Source organism: Pantoea sp. SGAir0418, from assembly GCF_043529865.1.
On the sequence record NZ_CP027911.1, the window covers coordinates 1,678,191 to 1,695,118 of the forward strand.

General features: G+C 56.1%; 22 protein-coding genes. 8 read left to right on the forward strand and 14 right to left on the reverse strand.

Annotated elements, in window-relative coordinates:
* Positions 1-143: 143 nt before the first annotated feature.
* The 6 genes from C1N84_RS07595 to dgcQ all read left to right on the forward strand — a co-directional run bounded on the left by C1N84_RS07595 (position 144) and on the right by dgcQ (position 4,207).
* Positions 144-620: a very short patch repair endonuclease gene (locus C1N84_RS07595; protein ID WP_264443048.1), complete on the forward strand. Its 477-nt coding sequence runs from the start codon at positions 144-146 to the stop codon at positions 618-620.
* Between the two features lie 70 nt (positions 621-690).
* A complete protein-coding gene (locus tag C1N84_RS07600; protein ID WP_021509848.1) occupies positions 691-966 on the forward strand; it encodes a hypothetical protein in 276 nt (91 codons plus the stop codon).
* An 11-nt stretch (positions 967-977) separates the two neighbouring features.
* The gene (locus C1N84_RS07605; protein ID WP_058757386.1) at positions 978-1,889 is read left to right on the forward strand and encodes a DUF808 domain-containing protein; all 912 of its coding nucleotides are present in this window, start codon (positions 978-980) and stop codon (positions 1,887-1,889) included.
* A 36-nt stretch (positions 1,890-1,925) separates the two neighbouring features.
* On the forward strand, positions 1,926-2,060 hold the full coding sequence (locus C1N84_RS07610; protein WP_254919505.1) for a hypothetical protein: 135 nt from the start codon (positions 1,926-1,928) through the stop codon (positions 2,058-2,060).
* Between the two features lie 181 nt (positions 2,061-2,241).
* Complete coding sequence (locus C1N84_RS07615) at positions 2,242-2,421, forward strand: YodC family protein (protein WP_010618657.1); 180 nt, start codon at positions 2,242-2,244, stop codon at positions 2,419-2,421.
* A 133-nt stretch (positions 2,422-2,554) separates the two neighbouring features.
* A complete protein-coding gene (dgcQ, locus tag C1N84_RS07620; RefSeq protein ID WP_264443054.1) occupies positions 2,555-4,207 on the forward strand; it encodes a cellulose biosynthesis regulator diguanylate cyclase DgcQ in 1,653 nt (550 codons plus the stop codon).
* Here dgcQ and C1N84_RS07625 read toward each other — a convergent pair.
* The 3 genes from C1N84_RS07625 to C1N84_RS07635 all read right to left on the reverse strand — a co-directional run bounded on the left by C1N84_RS07625 (position 4,204) and on the right by C1N84_RS07635 (position 6,841).
* Positions 4,204-5,424 carry a glycosyltransferase family protein gene (locus C1N84_RS07625; RefSeq protein ID WP_058757388.1) on the reverse strand — a complete coding sequence of 407 codons (1,221 nt, stop codon included), beginning with the start codon at positions 5,422-5,424 and terminating at the stop codon, positions 4,204-4,206. The genes dgcQ and C1N84_RS07625 overlap by 4 nt on opposite strands.
* Positions 5,425-5,450: 26 nt before the next feature.
* Positions 5,451-6,248: a mannosyl-3-phosphoglycerate phosphatase-related protein gene (locus C1N84_RS07630; protein ID WP_264443057.1), complete on the reverse strand. Its 798-nt coding sequence runs from the start codon at positions 6,246-6,248 to the stop codon at positions 5,451-5,453.
* 359 nt (positions 6,249-6,607) lie between these two features.
* Positions 6,608-6,841, reverse strand: coding sequence for a YodD family protein (locus C1N84_RS07635; RefSeq protein ID WP_058757390.1), 234 nt, complete (start codon positions 6,839-6,841; stop codon positions 6,608-6,610).
* Between the two features lie 316 nt (positions 6,842-7,157).
* Here C1N84_RS07635 and C1N84_RS07640 point away from each other — a divergent pair, with 316 nt between their 5' ends.
* The gene (locus tag C1N84_RS07640) at positions 7,158-7,316 is read left to right on the forward strand and encodes a YqaE/Pmp3 family membrane protein (protein ID WP_021509855.1); all 159 of its coding nucleotides are present in this window, start codon (positions 7,158-7,160) and stop codon (positions 7,314-7,316) included.
* Positions 7,317-7,383: 67 nt separating this feature from the next.
* The gene (dsrB, locus tag C1N84_RS07645) at positions 7,384-7,581 is read left to right on the forward strand and encodes a protein DsrB (protein WP_010618650.1); all 198 of its coding nucleotides are present in this window, start codon (positions 7,384-7,386) and stop codon (positions 7,579-7,581) included.
* 231 nt (positions 7,582-7,812) lie between these two features.
* On the opposite strand, the gene C1N84_RS07650 is transcribed toward dsrB, so the two are convergent.
* The 11 genes from C1N84_RS07650 to fliJ form a co-directional block, all read right to left on the reverse strand.
* Positions 7,813-9,516: a methyl-accepting chemotaxis protein gene (locus C1N84_RS07650; protein ID WP_021509857.1), complete on the reverse strand. Its 1,704-nt coding sequence runs from the start codon at positions 9,514-9,516 to the stop codon at positions 7,813-7,815.
* 163 nt (positions 9,517-9,679) lie between these two features.
* Positions 9,680-10,315, reverse strand: coding sequence for a transcriptional regulator RcsA (gene rcsA / locus C1N84_RS07655; RefSeq protein ID WP_021509858.1), 636 nt, complete (start codon positions 10,313-10,315; stop codon positions 9,680-9,682).
* A 627-nt stretch (positions 10,316-10,942) separates the two neighbouring features.
* Positions 10,943-11,731 carry a flagellar biosynthetic protein FliR gene (fliR, locus tag C1N84_RS07660; protein ID WP_021509859.1) on the reverse strand — a complete coding sequence of 263 codons (789 nt, stop codon included), beginning with the start codon at positions 11,729-11,731 and terminating at the stop codon, positions 10,943-10,945.
* The gene (gene fliQ / locus C1N84_RS07665; protein WP_010618647.1) at positions 11,731-12,000 is read right to left on the reverse strand and encodes a flagellar biosynthesis protein FliQ; all 270 of its coding nucleotides are present in this window, start codon (positions 11,998-12,000) and stop codon (positions 11,731-11,733) included. The genes fliR and fliQ overlap by 1 nt, the downstream gene beginning before the upstream one ends.
* A gap of 41 nt (positions 12,001-12,041) precedes the next feature.
* A complete protein-coding gene (fliP, locus tag C1N84_RS07670; protein WP_031280176.1) occupies positions 12,042-12,776 on the reverse strand; it encodes a flagellar type III secretion system pore protein FliP in 735 nt (244 codons plus the stop codon).
* Entirely contained in the window at positions 12,776-13,171 is a 396-nt protein-coding gene (fliO, locus tag C1N84_RS07675) for a flagellar biosynthetic protein FliO (RefSeq protein ID WP_264443070.1), read from the reverse strand. The genes fliP and fliO overlap by 1 nt, the downstream gene beginning before the upstream one ends.
* Positions 13,172-13,173: 2 nt before the next feature.
* Positions 13,174-13,584 (reverse strand): flagellar motor switch protein FliN, encoded by a 411-nt coding sequence (gene fliN, locus C1N84_RS07680; protein WP_021509862.1) that lies wholly within the window; start codon positions 13,582-13,584, stop codon positions 13,174-13,176.
* Positions 13,577-14,584 carry a flagellar motor switch protein FliM gene (fliM, locus tag C1N84_RS07685; RefSeq protein WP_021509863.1) on the reverse strand — a complete coding sequence of 336 codons (1,008 nt, stop codon included), beginning with the start codon at positions 14,582-14,584 and terminating at the stop codon, positions 13,577-13,579. Before fliM ends, fliN begins: the two co-directional genes overlap by 8 nt.
* A 4-nt stretch (positions 14,585-14,588) precedes the next feature.
* Complete coding sequence (fliL, locus tag C1N84_RS07690; RefSeq protein WP_021509864.1) at positions 14,589-15,074, reverse strand: flagellar basal body-associated protein FliL; 486 nt, start codon at positions 15,072-15,074, stop codon at positions 14,589-14,591.
* Positions 15,075-15,204: 130 nt separating this feature from the next.
* Entirely contained in the window at positions 15,205-16,470 is a 1,266-nt protein-coding gene (locus C1N84_RS07695) for a flagellar hook-length control protein FliK (protein WP_058780713.1), read from the reverse strand.
* The gene (gene fliJ / locus C1N84_RS07700; RefSeq protein ID WP_021509866.1) at positions 16,467-16,910 is read right to left on the reverse strand and encodes a flagellar export protein FliJ; all 444 of its coding nucleotides are present in this window, start codon (positions 16,908-16,910) and stop codon (positions 16,467-16,469) included. The genes C1N84_RS07695 and fliJ overlap by 4 nt, the downstream gene beginning before the upstream one ends.
* Positions 16,911-16,928: the final 18 nt, after the last annotated feature.

The following is a 16,928-nucleotide window of genomic DNA, read 5'->3' on the forward strand; positions in this document are numbered from 1 at the left end:
ACAGTGAAGTGGCTATGCTACCACTCCTGGCGCGGCGTGGAAATTAACGATGGCTGCGCAGCGTCTCGCAATCTGCTTCGCACAAACTTTCGCTTTCGCCTCAACGCGCTAAAGTTGAAGAAGCCCGGAAAAAAGGAGACGCCATGGCAGACGTCCACTCGCATGATATTCGCAGCAAAAATATGCGCGCCATTCGCAATCAGGATACGGCGATTGAGCAGCGTATTGCGCTGCTGCTGAAAGATCGCGGCTTTAGCTTTCGCGTACAGGATAAAGCGCTGCCGGGCCGGCCGGATTTTGTGCTGCCGCAGCACAAAGCCATTATCTTTGTGCACGGCTGTTTCTGGCATCGTCACCACTGTTATCTGTTCAAAATGCCGGCCACGCGTGCCGAATTCTGGAGCGGCAAAATCAACAGTAACGTGGAGCGTGACCGGCGCTATGTGCAGCAGCTGCAGGAAAGTGGCTGGAAGGTGCTGATCGTCTGGGAATGCGCGCTGCGCGGCAAACTGCGGCTGGAAGATGAGGCGCTGGTGGAGCGGCTGGAAGAGTGGCTGCTGGCTGCCACGCACAGCAGCGAGATCGATCATCAGGGATTGCATCACTATCGGGCGGATTAAGGCAGGGTGATTGCTTTTACCTGCCATAACAGTTTAGATCAGCGTTTTCTCTGGGACGCGGAACACCACCATGAGCAGCATCAAACTGACGGTCAGACGCCTGTATCAACTGCGCGATGAGCGCATGGTCAATGCCCATGCCACGGCGCGCATTTACCTGGACGATACGCTGGTGGCCACCGAGGAGATAAGCGGCATGACAGAAAGTCCGGTGAGCAAGTATCTGCACGCCGACGATCTGCACGGGAAAACGTTACGCGTCGAATGGGACTGTGCGGGCATCGCCGATATGACGGTGACGGCGATTGAGCGGTGCCCCTGTTGTCAGGATCACGAACCGGAATAAGGAATGACATTTTGGCAGGAACCAGCTTACTGACTCTTCTGGATGATATTGCCACGCTGCTCGACGACATTTCCGTCATGGGCAAAGTGGCGGCAAAAAAAACCGCCGGCGTGCTGGGCGATGACCTGTCGCTCAATGCGCAGCAGGTGACGGGCGTGAAGGCCAATCGTGAGCTCCCGGTGGTGTGGGGCGTGGCGAAAGGCTCGTTTATCAACAAACTGATCCTGGTGCCGCTGGCGCTGCTGATCTCCGCGTTTGCGCCCTGGCTGATTACGCCGCTGCTGATGATTGGCGGCGCCTATCTGTGCTTTGAAGGAGTGGAAAAAGTGCTGCACAGCCTGCACCACGACAAAGCGGAGAAGAGTCCGGAAGCGCGGCAAAAGCGGCTGGATAATCTGGCGCAGCAGGACCCGCGCCAGTTCGAAAAAGATAAGGTGAAAGGCGCAGTGCGCACCGACTTCATTCTGTCGGCTGAAATTGTGGCGATTACCCTGGGCATTGTTTCGGATGCGCCGCTTCTCAATCAGGTATTAATCCTCGCCGGTATTGCCATTCTGGTGACCATCGGCGTGTACGGTATTGTGGCGATGATCGTTAAGATTGACGATCTCGGCTACTGGCTGCGTGAGAAGTCCTCCACGCTGGCGCAGGCCACCGGCGGCGCGCTGCTGGCGCTGGCACCGTGGCTGATGAAAATCCTGTCGGTGGTTGGCACCGTCGCGATGTTCCTGGTGGGCGGCGGCATTATTGTGCACGGTATCGCGCCGCTGCATCATGCCATTGAAGAGTACAGCAGCGGCTTCCCGGGCGTGGTTTCCATGTTACTGAGCAACGGCGCGAATCTGGTGCTGGGCTTTATCGTTGGGTCGATTGTGCTGTTAGTGGTAAATCTGGTTGCGAAGCTGCGCGGTAAATCGGTATAAAGCGCAGGAAATTTCTAATCACGGGTCAGGAGAACGATGATGAACGACGATATGTTTGAATTTGATATCGATGCACAGCTGGAGCAGGCGGAAGCCAAAGCGGCAGAAAAAGCCAGTGAAGTGCCGGCAGATATCAGCGACGAAGCCGACTGCGAAGGTTGCAAAATCTGATTTTCCACCCGGGAAAATCGTTCAAAGCCGATAATAACTTTTATCGGCTTTGTTTATTTACGGCATTTTTCACTGCTTATTCCGAATTTGTCACAGTAATAGCAATATCCTATAGGCAAAAAACGCGCACAGCTGCTATACCTTAATCCGTTCATTCAACGGTGAGAAGGGAGGGCGCGGTATGACCTTTGCAATCAGTGACGAAGTTCAGCACAAACAGGGCGGACCCACTATGGTGGTGACCGGCTATGCCAGCGGAATGGTAGAGTGTCGTTGGTATGATGGCTACAGTGTACGCCGCGAAGCGTTCCGCAGTGATGAGCTGACTCATCTGTCGGCCGCGCGCCAGCTGGCCAGCTGAGCCCCTCGGGACGGTCAGCGCGCCGTCCCGATGTCATTGTCACTTTTCACGTTTTTCCTGATCTCTGCCTGTACGCCGTTTTCCCGCCTGACTACACTTCTTCAATTCGTTGTTATCCGGAGCCTGGCTACTGATGCCAATCTCGCCACTGTCATCACGCCGCATGACGCCTGCGCTGCGCGTGCATCTCTGTTTTCTGGCGGTCTTTCTCTTTTCACTTTTTCTCACCGTCCATGAAGCGCTGGAATTAAAAAATAACTATCAGCAGCGGCAGCGCGCCCAGCTGTCCGAGATCCAGCGCAGCCTTGATAGCCGCTTTCAGGAGAGTCTGGACGAGCTTAATTACTATCAGCGGATGCTCAGCTACGCGCTGACGCACCCGCTGGACGCCGATTATGGTCAGCACGCCCTGCAGCGTTTTCAGCAGTTGCGCCATCAGCCGGTGTGGCAGTTGCAGATCGCTAACCTGCGCAGCATGCCGATTAACGGCGTCAGCGACGAATGGCTGCAGCGTGATGCGCTGCTGCAGCGCGATGATACTTATCTGCTGCCCGAGCTGCGCGCTGCGCTGGAGTTCAGCTTTATCATGCAGTTCAGCGATGAGGCGCAGGACTTTCATTCACGCTTCTGGTACACCTCGCGCGCGGGCTATTACATCAGCTCACGTCCGCCGCGCGACGCGCAGGAGCTGGCGCAAAGTTACGCCACCATGACGCAGCGACCCTATTTTCGCGACCAGCAGCCGGGCCGGGCGCCGCAGACGCGATGGCACTGGACCGAAGCCTATCAGGGGGAGTTCAACGAGGGGTTGATGCTGACGGTGAGCGCGCCGGTGATCGCCCATCAGCACTGGTACGGCGTGTTATCGATGGATTTCACCCAGCAGAGAATTAATGCATTGCTGCACCAGTCGCGTCACAGCGTGCTGCAGGGCAAGCTGGTGCTCGAAGATCGCGCACTCAACGAGATCACCCGGCTGCCGGCACCGCACGATGTGGCATTGACCCCCGCGCAGCGCGGCCAGCTGATGCAGGCGATTCAGCAGCAGCCGGCCGGAACACTGTGGCTGGGCAGTCAGCTGGCCAGCTGGGTTAAGTTAAAAAATGTCGATGCCTGGCTAATCAACGTGCAGAGCCTGCGCCAGGGGCTGGCACAGGAGCTGGGGCGGGTAGCGCTGTTTCTGTTGGGCATGTGGCTGCTGTTCGTGCTGTTACTGGCGCTGGCGCATCAGGTGATTTTCCGCCTGGTACGGCGACTGGAGGATCTCTCGGCGCGACTGGCCTGGCGCGCTAATTATGACGGCCTGACGCGTCTGCTTAATCGCAGCGCCTTTTTCGACCAGTTTATCGCGCTGGCGCGGCGCTGCGAACAGCAGCAACAGCCGCTGGCGGTGATCCAGCTCGATATCGATCATTTTAAAAAGGTCAATGATAGCTGGGGCCATCACGCGGGCGATCAGGCGCTGATGCGCGTGGCCGGCGTCATCAAACATACGCTGCGCCCTTACGACGTGGCCGGACGCATCGGCGGCGAGGAGTTTTGTATCGTGCTGCCGCACACCACGCTGGCTGAGGCGCAGGGCGTGGCGGAGCGTATCCGCAGCCGGCTGGCGGCCAAAACCATTCTGGTCAACGCCAGCACCACCTTTAGCGTTACGTTGTCAGCAGGTGTCAGCTGCAGTACTGAGCAGGGCAGTTACCATGCAGAGAGCCTGCAGGCGGTAGCGGACCGCCGCCTGTATCTGGCGAAAAGCGGCGGTCGCAATCGGGTGTGCGCGGCCGGTTAGACTTTGCCCTCGTTATCCTCTTCTACCGCCTGATAGATGCGCTGCAGGATATCGGGGAACGCCGACTGCACGCGGCTCCAGCTGGGGATAAACGGTTTCTCGTTTGGCCGCTCGATGAACGACTGGCCGGCGTCGAGAATCGCCTGAGTGAACATCTCGACCGCCGCTTCTTCAATGTGCTGATCAAACTTCAGCCCGTTCATGGTGGCTTCGTGGTTGTAGATCTCCATCATGTCGAGCGCGTTGCGATAATAGGTGGCCTTCAGCACGCGGAACGAGTCGCTGGTGAGCGGCACGCCCATTGTCGCCAGCTTACGCAGTAGCGACTGCACGATATCGTTACTCATGCGTTTCAGGCCACCGGTGCCGTCCTCTTCTGCCAGCGGCTGATGCTTATGATCGTAGTTGTCCGCGATTTCCACCTGGCAGGTCTGCCGCGTGGTGTAATTGCGATAAATCTCTGACAGCACGCCAATCTCCAGCCCCCAGTCGCCAGGGATTTTGATGCCGTTCAGCACGTGGGTGCGCATGGCAAACTCGCCGGACAGCGGATAGCGGAAACTGGTGAGATAGTCGAGATACTCCGAATGGCCGTAGACTTTCTGCAGCGAGCGCAGCAGCGGGCCCACCAGCAGACGCCCGACGCGGCCATTAAGCTTGCCGTCCGCAACGCGCGCATAGAAACCTTTGCAGAATTCATACTGAAACGCCGGGTTGGCCAGCGGGTAGAGCAGACGTGCCAGCATGCCGCGCTCATAGGTCACGATGTCGCAGTCATGCAGTGCCACGCACTGCGAGCGGTCGGAGGCCAGCGTGTAGCCGGTGCAGAACCACACGTTGCGCCCCTTGCCGGGCTGGCTGGGCGACAGGCCCTCTTTATCCAGCTCGGCGTCCAGCGCTTTCAGCCGCGGGCCATCGTTCCACAAAATGCGGTGGCGCTGCGGCAGGCGCGAGAAAAATTCGCGCGCGAAAAGAAACTGATCGCGATCGGCACGGTCAAGGCCAATCACAATCTCCTCCAGATAGGGCACTTTCGCCAGTTCATTGACGATATTATCCAGCGCCGGGCCTTCCAGCTCGGAAAACAGCGAGGGCAGAATCAGCCCCATTTTGCGCTTGCGCGCAAAGCGCACCATCTCTTTTTCCAGCGACTCCACGCTGCGGTGGGTGAGATTATGAAAGTTGGTAATTACGCCGTTCTGGTAAAAATCACTCATCGTCTCATCCTTCTGGTCAGCTGCCGTTATTCAGGTTGGGCAAGAAAGTAATCCAGACCTTCGCGCCAGCCCTCAGGGCCAACGTGTGCGGTGTGGTAAACGTTATGATGATCGCTGCGTTGCAGCACCACCGGGTTTTTACTGAAACCTTTAATCACCACGGCATAATCGACGCGCTCCAGCATCGGCGCATCGTTAGGGCCATCGCCCAGACCAATCGTGGTGCGCTTCGTGCCTTCCTGCTGCTGCAACTGCTGCAATAACTGTTCCAGCGCCACGCCTTTACCGCTGCCCGCCGGCATCACGTGCCAGAAACGTCCGCCCTGCGTCAGGGCCAGCTGATGCTGCGCCAGCGCCGCGCGGAAGGCGTCGAGCCGCGTTTCATCATCGCGCCATACGATGACTTCAGACGCGTCGCGCAGTCGGCTCTGGCTGGCTTCCGTCAACGTCAGCCCGGTGAAACGGGCCACTTCTGCGTCGCTAAAGTCATGAAAGCCGGTGAAGCGAAAATCCGCCTGCAGGGTGCTGAGCGTGGCACAGAGCGCAAGATAATCGGCACCGGGCTCTTCGGCGATCTGCGCTTCCCCGGCAAAGGCGACGCGGGCACCGTTTTCCGCGATAAAGGGCGCACCGGCGATGCCCAGCCGCTTCTGCAGCGGAATAATTTCGGCTGCGGTTTTACTCGAACAAATCACCAGCGGAATCTGTTGCTGCTTAAGACGCGCCAGCCACTCGCTGGCGGCCTGCCAGTTATAGTCATGATGATCGAGCAGCGAACCATCGAGATCGGTCACGATCAGCAGGGAGGAATCTAACGGGATCATCAATACACTCCTTACGCCCAAAGGCATCCGTAAAGCGACGTGTAATCAGTATAATAGCGTAATCACGATCACACTTTTCCTTGCCGCCGGCGCGGCCACTATCCAGGATAATTCTTAAAACACCGCCCGGATACCGAAGCGGCTGCACGTTTTGTGCATGCAGAATGTCAGCCGTAGCGCGATGTTTTCGGTAACAGCAGTGCATGATTATGCAGATTTGTTCGAATTGCGTGCAGAATTGAGACTTGTCTTACTTCAGCTAAGGCGTACTCTGAAGCGGTGTTAAGATTTTCCTGGTGTAACGAATTTATTCTTTTTTCAACCCGGCCAGCGTGCCGGGTCTTTTTTTGAAATCGATTTCAGCGGTTCACTTCGGTAATGGTGAAATCACGAATATCGAGTTCAAACGCCTCGGCCAGTTCGGTGTAGGAGTCAAACGCTTCGCCATTCACCTTCACACGGTGCGCATCTTCAGCCTGCATAAACTCCTGCACTTCGCCTGACGTTTTTTTCTGAATCGCTTCCAGCAGCGCGTCCACGTCGATGTTCACTTCGCGCTGCACGTTATCGCTGTACTCTTTTGCTGTAGCCATGACAGCCTCCTGGAGGCAAACGGATTCCTGACAAGTATAGTCGGTGACAGCGGGCGAGGGACGTGGACGGGAAACGGGCAAAAAAAAGCCCGCGCTGCGCGGGCAAAAATCCTTGTTACTTTTAGGTTGACTGCCCCTTTGGGGTTGGTGCAGTGCTGACAAGTGTACGAGGGTGCCGCGTCAAAAGTCTTTCCGGGAAACGTTAAGAAAGTGAAAAGCCCGGCTTTGACACTTCTTTACCCGCTCTATTCCCCATTCTGGCGTAAAACAGCTATGCTTACAGCTGGTTGATTATTATGGTTATCAGGGAGTTAGTATGGATTTAATTCGGATCATTATTGCCATTCTGTTGCCACCGCTGGGCGTGTTTTTACAGGTCGGCTTTGGCGGCGCCTTCTGGCTCAACATTCTGCTGACGCTGTGTGGTTACATCCCCGGCATCGTGCATGCGGTGTGGGTAATCGCCCGACGCTGATCGCGATCAGGCAGCGCTGACTATCTTCCGTTACACTATGCGCAGGACTGTTTCTGGAGAGAAATCAATGAAGGTCAATGACCGGGTAACGGTAAAAACCGACGGCGGCCCACGTCGCGTCGGTACTGTGCTGGCTGTGGAAGGCTTTAATGAGGGCACCATGTATCTGGTGGCGCTGGAGGATTACCCGCTGGGGATCTGGTTCTTTAATGAGAGCGATCACGCCGAAGGCGTGTTTGTTGAGCCGTATGCGGGGGAAGGGTAGTGTGGTTTTGCGATTAGATTGCCCTCACGTTGCTCTCAGGTTGCCCTCACCCTCACCCTAACCCTCTCCCGCTTGCGGGAGAGGGAACCGTTCAGCGACGATGCTTAGTAATAAGTTGTTCCTGAAGCGTTGTGTGAAAGCCATACTCAACAGCCGCACTGACAGCCCCCTCTCCCGCAAGCGGGAGAGGGCTGGGGTGAGGGAAAAATACCGCACCCCAGCTCACTCCTCTTAAAACGTCTCCCAGTTATCATTGCCCGCTGCAGCCAGCGTCGGACGTGGAGCGAGCGCAGGGGCTTTCAGCGCCGGCTGTGGCGCAGCAGCCACCAGCGAAGCCGGCGTATCATTCAGGCGGAACACCGCCACCGCCTGCGTCAGTTTACCGGCCTGATCTTCCAGCGAAGCCGCGGCTGAAGAGGCTTCCTCCACCAGCGAAGCGTTCTGCTGCGTCACGTTATCCATCTCGGTCACTGCCAGGCTGACCTGCTGAATGCCACGGCTCTGCTCATCAGACGCTGCCGCAATCTCGGCCATAATGTCGGTAACGCGGCGCACCGCTTCGACAATCTCGCCCATAGTGCTGCCGGCTTCGCCGACCTGATGCGAGCCATTGCTGATCAAATCCACTGACTCGGCAATCAGCGACTCAATCTCTTTCGCCGCCTGCGCACTGCGCTGCGCCAGATTGCGCACTTCACTGGCGACCACGGCGAAGCCACGGCCCTGTTCGCCGGCGCGTGCGGCTTCTACCGCGGCGTTCAGCGCCAGGATATTGGTCTGGAAGGCGATACTGTTAATGACGTTGGTAATCTCGGCGATTTTCTTCGAGCTGCCGGAGATGTTATTCATGGTTTTCACCACGCCGCTCACCAGTTCACCACCGCTGCGCGCTTTGCCAGACGCATCGGCGGCCAGCTGGCTGGCGTGATGGGCGTTTTCGGCGTTCTGCTTCACCGTGGCGGTGAGCTGCTCCATGCTGGCGGCAGTCTGCTCCAGCGCAGAAGCCTGCTGCTCGGTGCGTGATGACAGATCGGTGTTACCTGCGGAGATCTCGCTGGAGCCCTGATAAATCGCCACCGCGCCTTCACGGACGGTGCCAACGGTGCGCACCAGCGACGCCTGCATCAGCTGCAGGTTGTGCAGCAGGCTGCCAATTTCGTTGCGACCATAGGCCTGCTCGGGGGCGGTGAGATCGCCCTGCGCGATGCGCTCAATGCGACCCACCGACAGGCGCAGCGGATTGATCACCACGCGGCGCAGGAACACGAAGGTGAGCAGCACCAGCAGCAGCGCGGCGGCAAAAGCCGCAGCCATCGCGATAAAACCGACGCGCGACTGATGCGCCGCTTCGGCGTTAATCGCTTCGGCGCGTTCGGTGCGGATCTTAATCGCCTTCAGCAGCACGGCATTATAGGCATCATCCAGCTTGCGCGTGACATCGGTCTCCTGCGCGACAATCCCCTCAAAGCTGCCCTGTTTCGCCGATTCGATCATCGGCTTCAGGCCTTTATCAATATAGGCGTTGAAGCTGGTGGTGAGTGGACCGTCGAGCGCCAGGTCAGCCGGCGTCTTCATTTTGCGATCCATATAAATTTTGAAGCCCTCGCGCGCCTGCTTAATGCGTGTTTCGGTGCGCGCCAGATCGGCACGATAGCCATCCATTTCACCGATGCGCGCCGCCGCGCCCGACTGCAGTACATTAAGGCGTGCGGTTCGCAGATGGTTTGAGCTGTTAGAAATGCCCATGCGCACCTGAATCTCATCGGTGGCGTCATTGAGGGAATTATTGCTCTGAATCAGAAAGTAGCTGGCGAGTCCAATGCATAGGGCAAAAAGCAGCAGAATGCCACCAAAGATCATGCTGAACAGAGGCATCAGGCGTAGGTTTTGCCAGATGCTGAGCTTATGTTGCTCATCTATCGATGCTGTTTTCATTTCCTTGCTCTCATAGTGGTAAGGGGTTCTGAAAACAAGCATCGGCAGCAGGGGATAAAGGCTTAGCGGGGAAGTGGGATCGCGCTCGCAAAACGCTCAAAAATAATCAAGGCCAGTCGCGGGGACTGGCCTTGACCACAAAGCGTATTATCGGTGGGTGAAATTATCGCACGTTGACATAAATGCCCGAGGTAACATTATCTGTCAGGCGCACCACATGATAAATAACCTGTTTATTGTGCGTTTTAATTTTGCGTTTAATATTGCCTTTATGTGACGAAACAGTTTTCGCTTTGATTTGCATCTTATCCGAAATCTGAATGGTGTCATGACCTGACATCCACATCTTCAGCATATTCGATTCAGTCTGGCTCAATGTCAGTGGATGAATATCCAGCCCGGCAGAAATGCGCGGTGACGCATTGAGTTTCTTTTGCAGGTAGGTGCCCAGCAGGGAGTCCAGCGTCGATGTTTTTATCGATTTTGACGTAATAATCAGGTTCTTACGAACGTAGAGGTATTCCTCAAAATGGATATTCGAGATCGCCATAAAAATAAAGAATAGCGTATCCGGATGCTGCATGATAATAGAACGAATGCGATCGCTGGAATCGGATTCATGAATAAAGCATTCTTCGTTAATAAATACTACGCCCGGTTTTAATTGCTCACACCGTTGTTGCAATTGTTCGATGTCAGACACGGAAGTAATATTTTTCTTTTTGACTCCTTTTGCCGACATATAGTCTGACAAACCCAGGCGTGTGTAGTTACATGAATCCATAATAATCGTTGGCATTATAGCGACCCTCACCAATTTGTTATCCGTTTAAATCAACGATGAATACGCGTTTGCGGTACGAGAGAGATTTCCAAAGACACTTTTTTATTCTGCTCGGCAGACTGGCGTAATGCATTCCTGCGCCATCTTGACTCGTCCCTGACCCGTTCTGCGAAGTTTATTGTGTTACTTCCACGTCACTCTTGTCCCCGCGATAGTGGGAATCGCCGGGAATTTGGTTTATGTGTTTCTTTCGCTCTGTTTTGAGAGCCCTGTCACTATCGCGCAAGTCACAGACAAATCTGATAGGACAATTCTTAAAAACATTTGAATCGCGAAAGTGTGACGTTTCAGCGAGTGTTGACAATGCCGGAAAAAAGGGATTTAGACAAGAAAAATCGCTGTAATATTTTTTTTGTTTAAAAACAGCCCTTTGAGCATTTTATCAACCGATTCACCGGCTTAACCGGCTTAGGAATCGTCTGACTAAAATACGCGAAGCGCCGTTTAATAAGAATAATTTTCACCATAAATGCGCATTTATCAGAATATCCTCAGTTGATTTCTGAAAAATATGGTTCGAAAAATGCACAGAATGTTTTTGATTACTTAACTATCGTATAAGAAGGTTAACAGTATCGTTAATCAACGGGCAGGGGAAAGTTCTGATACAAACTGCGCGAGTAAATCAAAGACTTCACCGAACAGATGTTCACAGAAAGGTGCAAGCAACGGCATCATCATACCCAGACTCAGGATCCCTACCGTTAAGGTGATTGGGAAGCCGATGGCGAAAACCGACAGCTGAGGTGAAACGCGGTTTAACAAACCTAGTGCCAGGTTTAGCGTGAGGAGCAGAATTATTAGGGGTAGCGCTAACATCATGCCATTAAGGAAAATTAAGCTGGCGGCTTTGGTCAGCGCCATGAAGGCGTTGGCGTTGAGTGGCTGATCGTTAATCGGCAACGTGTGAAAACTGTCCACCAGTAACGAGATCAACCACAGGTGACCGTTGAAGGTCAGGAACAGCAGCATCGCCAGCATGTCGAGAAAACGGGCCAGCAGCGGCATGTTGATCCGGCTGTTCGGGTCGAGCAGGGTGGCAAAAGAGAGACCCATCTGCAGACCAATCATCTCACCGGCCAGCCGCACGGCAGAAAAAGCCAGCTGCATGGTCAGACCAATCCCCACGCCAATCAGCAACTGCTGCACCAGCATCCAGAAGCCCGCCGGAGTAAACAGCGTCACTTCGACCGGCGGCAGCAGCGGCATCAGAATCCAGGTGGTGACTACCGCCAGTCCAATTTTGACCCGTTTTGGAATCGAACGTTCATTCAGCAGCGGCGCGCTGGCAAACAGCGCCAGCAAACGCACCATCGGCCAGAAGAATTGCGCCACCCAGTGCACCAGCTGGCTGCTGTCGAGGGTGACCATTAGCCGATGATATAAGGCAGGTTGCTGAACAGGGTACGGATGTAGTCCAGCATCAGGTTGAGCATCCACGGTCCGGCCACCACGGCGGTGGCCGCAACGGCAAGAATTTTCGGGATAAACGACAGTGTCTGTTCGTTAATCTGCGTTGCCGCCTGCAGAATACTGATCAGCAAACCGCTCACCATCGCCACCAGCAGCAGCGGAGCGGCCATCATCAGGGCGATACGCATCGCTTCCTGGCCCATTACCATTACCGATTCCGGTGTCATGTTGCGCTCCTGTCGAGAGAAAGGTGAGGGCGGAAAGCCACTCAGGAGTAAAAACTTTGCGCCAGCGATCCCACCAGCAGCTGCCAGCCATCCACCAGCACGAACAGCATCAGCTTAAACGGCAGCGAAATAGTGGCCGGCGGCACCATCATCATCCCCAGCGCCATCAGTACGCTGGCGACCACCAGGTCGATGATCAGAAACGGAATAAAAACGGTGAAACCAATCTGAAAAGCGGTTTTCAGCTCGCTGGTGACATAGGCGGGCAGCAGAATACGCATCGGCACCGCTTCCGGACCCTGAATCGGCGCGCTGTTGGCGAGACGGGCGAACAGGGCCAGGTCGGCTTCACGCGTCTGGCGCAGCATGAACTCACGCAGCGGCTGGGCACCTTTGTCGATCGCCACGTCCATGCTGATTTTGTCCTGGCTGAACGGCAGATAGGCATCGGTGTAAATCTTGTCGAAGGTCGGCGCCATGATAAAGAAGGTCAGGAACAGCGCGAGACCCAGCATCACCTGATTCGGCGGCGCAGACGGCGTGCCCAGTGCGTTACGCAGCAGACCAAACACAATAATGATGCGGGTGAAACTGGTCATCATCAGCAACACCGCCGGAATAAAGGTCAGCGAGGTAATGAAGACCAGCGTTTGCACCGGCAGCGACCAGCTCTGACCGCCATTGGCCAGCGGCTGGCTGATCAAACCCGGCAGCTGCGCATGGGCAGCCGGTGCCAGCAGCATCAGCAGCGGCAGAAGAGGGAGCAATCGACGCATCATTGGGGTTTTCCGGGACGTTTAACCAGGTTCTGAAACAGCTGACGAAAATCCTGCGGCGCCGCGCTGACGGGCAGGGACGCTTCCAGTGGCAGCGGCGGCAGCGAGTGCAGATGCGTGATCTGCTGAGCGGTGACGCCCAGCACTAAACGCGCATCGGCGGTATCAACAATCACCACCCGCTCCTGACGGCCAACCTGCACGCTGGCGCTGACTTTCAGCGCCTGGCCGCTCACCGCTTTCGGCGCAAAGCCGAGGCGTTTCGCCAGCCAGCCGCAGGCCAGAATCAGCAGCACGATCACCGCCAGCACGCTGCTGACTTGCCCAACGACCGAACTGGTGGACACCACCGGCTGGGCGTGAGCGGGCTGAACGGTTTGCGCGTTTTTTAACATGATTAGCGGCTCAGACGACGCATACGTTCGGACGGAGTAATAATGTCGGTGATGCGCACGCCATATTTGTCGTTCACCACCACCACTTCACCCTGGGCGATCAGATAGCCGTTAATCAGGATGTCCAGCGGCTCGCCGGCCAGGCCATCAAGCGCCACCACCGAACCCTGCGTCAGGCGCAGCAGCTCTTTGATGGTCATCTTGGTACGGCCCAGTTCCACGGTCAGTTTGACCGGAATATCCATGATCAGATCGATGTCCTGCAGCGAGCCGCTGGCGGCGCTGGCCTCAAGCGACTTAAATACGTTATCGCCTGGCTCCGCCGCACTGCTGGTCGCCGCCTGCTCGTTCATCGCTTCAGCCCACAGATCGTCCGCAGAGATATCATCGGACGGTTTTTTGCTGTCACTCATTGGGCTGTTCCTCATTCAGCGAATTCAAAATCGGGTTAATCAGATGTTCTACACGCAGCGCATACTGGCCGTTGAGCGTGCCATACTGGCTCGTCAGTACCGGTACGCCGTCGACGTGGGCAATGATGCGGTCCGGCTTCTCAATGGGCAGGACGTCACCAGGTTTCAGTTGCAAAATACGTGACAGACGCAGCGACGTTTCAGCGAAGTGGGCAATCAGCTCCAGCTCCGAGTGCTGCACCTGTTTCACCAGATTGTCGCGCCAGTGGTTATCTTCCTGACGCGAGTTCTCCAGCGGTGGATTGACCAGCAGCTCGCGCAGCGGCTCAATCATCGAAAACGGAATACAGATATTGAACTCACCCACCAGGTTGCCAATCTCCACCTGGAACGGCGTGTTGACCACGATATCGTTCGGTGAGGTGGTGATGTTGGTGAACTTCACCTGCATTTCAGAACGCACGTATTCCACTTCCAGCGGATAAATGGCTTTCCATGCGTCGCTGTAGCCTTCCAGCGCCAGCTTGAGCATGCGGCGAATCACGCGCTGCTCGGTGTGGGTGAACTCACGGCCTTCCACTTTGGTCGGAAAACGACCGTCGCCGCCAAACAGGTTATCCACGGCGATAAACACCAGGCTCGGCGAGAACACCACCAGCGCAGTCCCCCGCAGCGGCTGCAGGTGAATCAGGTTCAGGTTGGTTGGCACCGGCAGGTTGCGGGCAAACTCATGGTACGGCTGAATCTTGATTGCCCCAACGCTGATATCCGGGCTGCGGCGCAGCAGGTTGAACAGCGCCATACGGAAATGACGGGCAAAACGCTCATTGATGATCTCCAGCGCCTGCAGACGCTCGCGCACCACGCGACGCTGGGTATTGGGATCATAGGGGCGGATATCGCCATCGGCCCCTTTGGAACTGTTCTCTACTTCCGCACTGTCACTGTCGCCATTGAGCAGCGCGTCAATCTCAGCCTGGGAGAGAATGCTATCGCCCATTAAGTCACCTCAAAATGAAGGCGGTAAACAGCACGTCACTGACTACCTGCGCAGGTTGACCTTTTACCAGCGGTGGCGCCAGCACCTGTTTGATCTGTTCAACCAGGGCCTGTTTGCCTTGCTCGGTTGCCAGCGCGCTGGCGCTCTGACGTGAAAGCAGCAGCAGCAAACGGCTGCGCACCTCAGGCAGGTAGTCATTCAGCCGACGACGGGTATCCTCATCCGGCAGACGCAGGGTAAAGCCTACGTACAGCACGCGATCGGGATCGTTGTCGGGATTGACCAGGTTAACCGTAAACGTATCCATTGCAAAAAATACCGGGGCGGGCGGCGGCTCCACTTTGGCAGCCTCCGGCTTGTCACCCTCGTGTTTATTCATCATTCGCCAGACTGCATAGCCTGCCACGCTGCAAGCGGCCAGCGTTACAATCAGTAACACCGGAATTAGTAATGAACGTTTGCGGCCTTTAGCTTTCGCGTTATCAGACATGTTTGCAGTTACTTCCTGTGAATTATGGGCAAGCCTCTCGGCTTACCTGGACAGATTATCCCGCGTCTTAAGTCAAACAATGGGAAGAAAAGACGCGGGTTTTACGCTTACCTTCAGCGTTTAGTCGCTGTCAGGCAAAGATATCGACAGCGCCGTTGCCGGTCGCGCGCGCCTGGAGGGCTGCCGGGACGGCAATAGGCGTTATCTCGTTGTCACTGTCCTGGGAGAGGGTAAAGCTGCCGTACTGGCCGTCGCGACGTCCTTCCTGCTGGCCCTGATAACTCTGGCCCTGTGCGAAGGCGTCGCTGTTGACGTTACTCTGTCCCAGGTTAATGCCGCTCTCCGCCAGCGCCGTACGCAGCTGTGGGAGCGCCGCTTCCAGCGCGGCCCTCACATGGCTGTGGCTGGAAACCATTGTTAACTGTGCCTGATCTTTATCCAGCGTCAGGCTGATCTGTATCGCGCCGAGGTCTTCCGGATGCAGACGTAATTCGGCGTTCTGCTGGCCGTTACGGCTGAACATCACAATCTGCTGGCTCAGCGCCTGCTGCCACTCGTTGCTGCCCAGCTGCGCATTCAGCATCGGCGTGGAGGGCGCGCTGCTGGTGCTGGCCGTGGTGCTGACCAGCGGACTGGTACTGCTCAGCGGGCTGCTGATGGCCGGCGCGCTGCTGTCATGGCTGCTGAGCATCTCGCGCCGCTCTTCCGGTTTGCTCAGCGTGCTCAGCACCTGCTGAAAACTCTCATCCAGCGTCATACCGCTGTTGCTGGCCGGCGTGCCGCTGGCGGCCGCGCTCTGCACCGGGCTATGGCTGACGCCGGTCAGGCTGGTCAGCGCATCGCTGCCTTTCGATGGCTGGCCATCCGGCTTCGCCTGTTCCTCTTTCAGCGCACTTTGCAGCGAACTGTTAAGTAACGCAGCGTTTAAGCTGGTGCGCGCCTCACCCCGGGTTTCCAGCGCGGTGCTGTTATCCGCTGGCGGGCTGCTGCGGTTTTCGACCACCGCTGGCAACATAGCAAACAGCGCCTGCACATTCTGTAAGTCGCTGGCAGTTAACGAACTTGCTGCGCGCTTGTCATTATCATCGGCTGATTTCAGTCCGGCTTTAGTGTTTTCCGGCTGTAAAAGTGCGTTTAACGCCTCTGGTTTGTCCAGTGCCTGCAGCAGGGCGCTTAATGACGCTTTTGTGACGTTTTTCGCGTCAATTTCTGCCGCCAGATCAGCGGATTGCGCGCCATTTCCCTGCTGCTTAACCAGCGTCAGCAGGCGGTTGCCCAGCTCAGTAATAAATCCCTGCGGCAGGGTGTCAGCAGCGGACAGATTGTCCACTGCCGATGAAGGTTGTGCTTTGCCGGTTTTAGCAAGCTGTGTCAGCAGTGTTGGCAGCGTGTTCATTCGCCTTTCCTCAATGCGGCCCGTTGGGCAAATTCATCCATCCGTTTCTGATCGAGACGGCTTTCCTGTCGTAATGCGTTCTCTTCCGCGCGGGTAATCAGCGTCTGATAGGCATTCAGCTTCTTATGCTTTTCACGCCAGTTGCTCAGCGCCTGTTCCAGCCGCTGGTTCCACTGATTAAGCTGCTGGCGATGCTGTTCGATGGCTTTTTCCAGCGTCTGAATAAACTGGTGATAATTGCTCCAGCGCGTGCTGGCGATGCCGCCGGACATATCCTGATTGAGCTTGTTACGGTACTCATCCTGGTAATCGAGCAGCATGCTGAGCTGCTGATCGGCCTGCTGCTGACCGCGACGCATGTCGCCGAGGTGGATCACCGCCTGTTCCAGATCCTGCTCCGCCAGGTCGCGCAGCGTATCAATCGCATTGGCTGTCTTCATCGCGTTACCTCAAGTCGG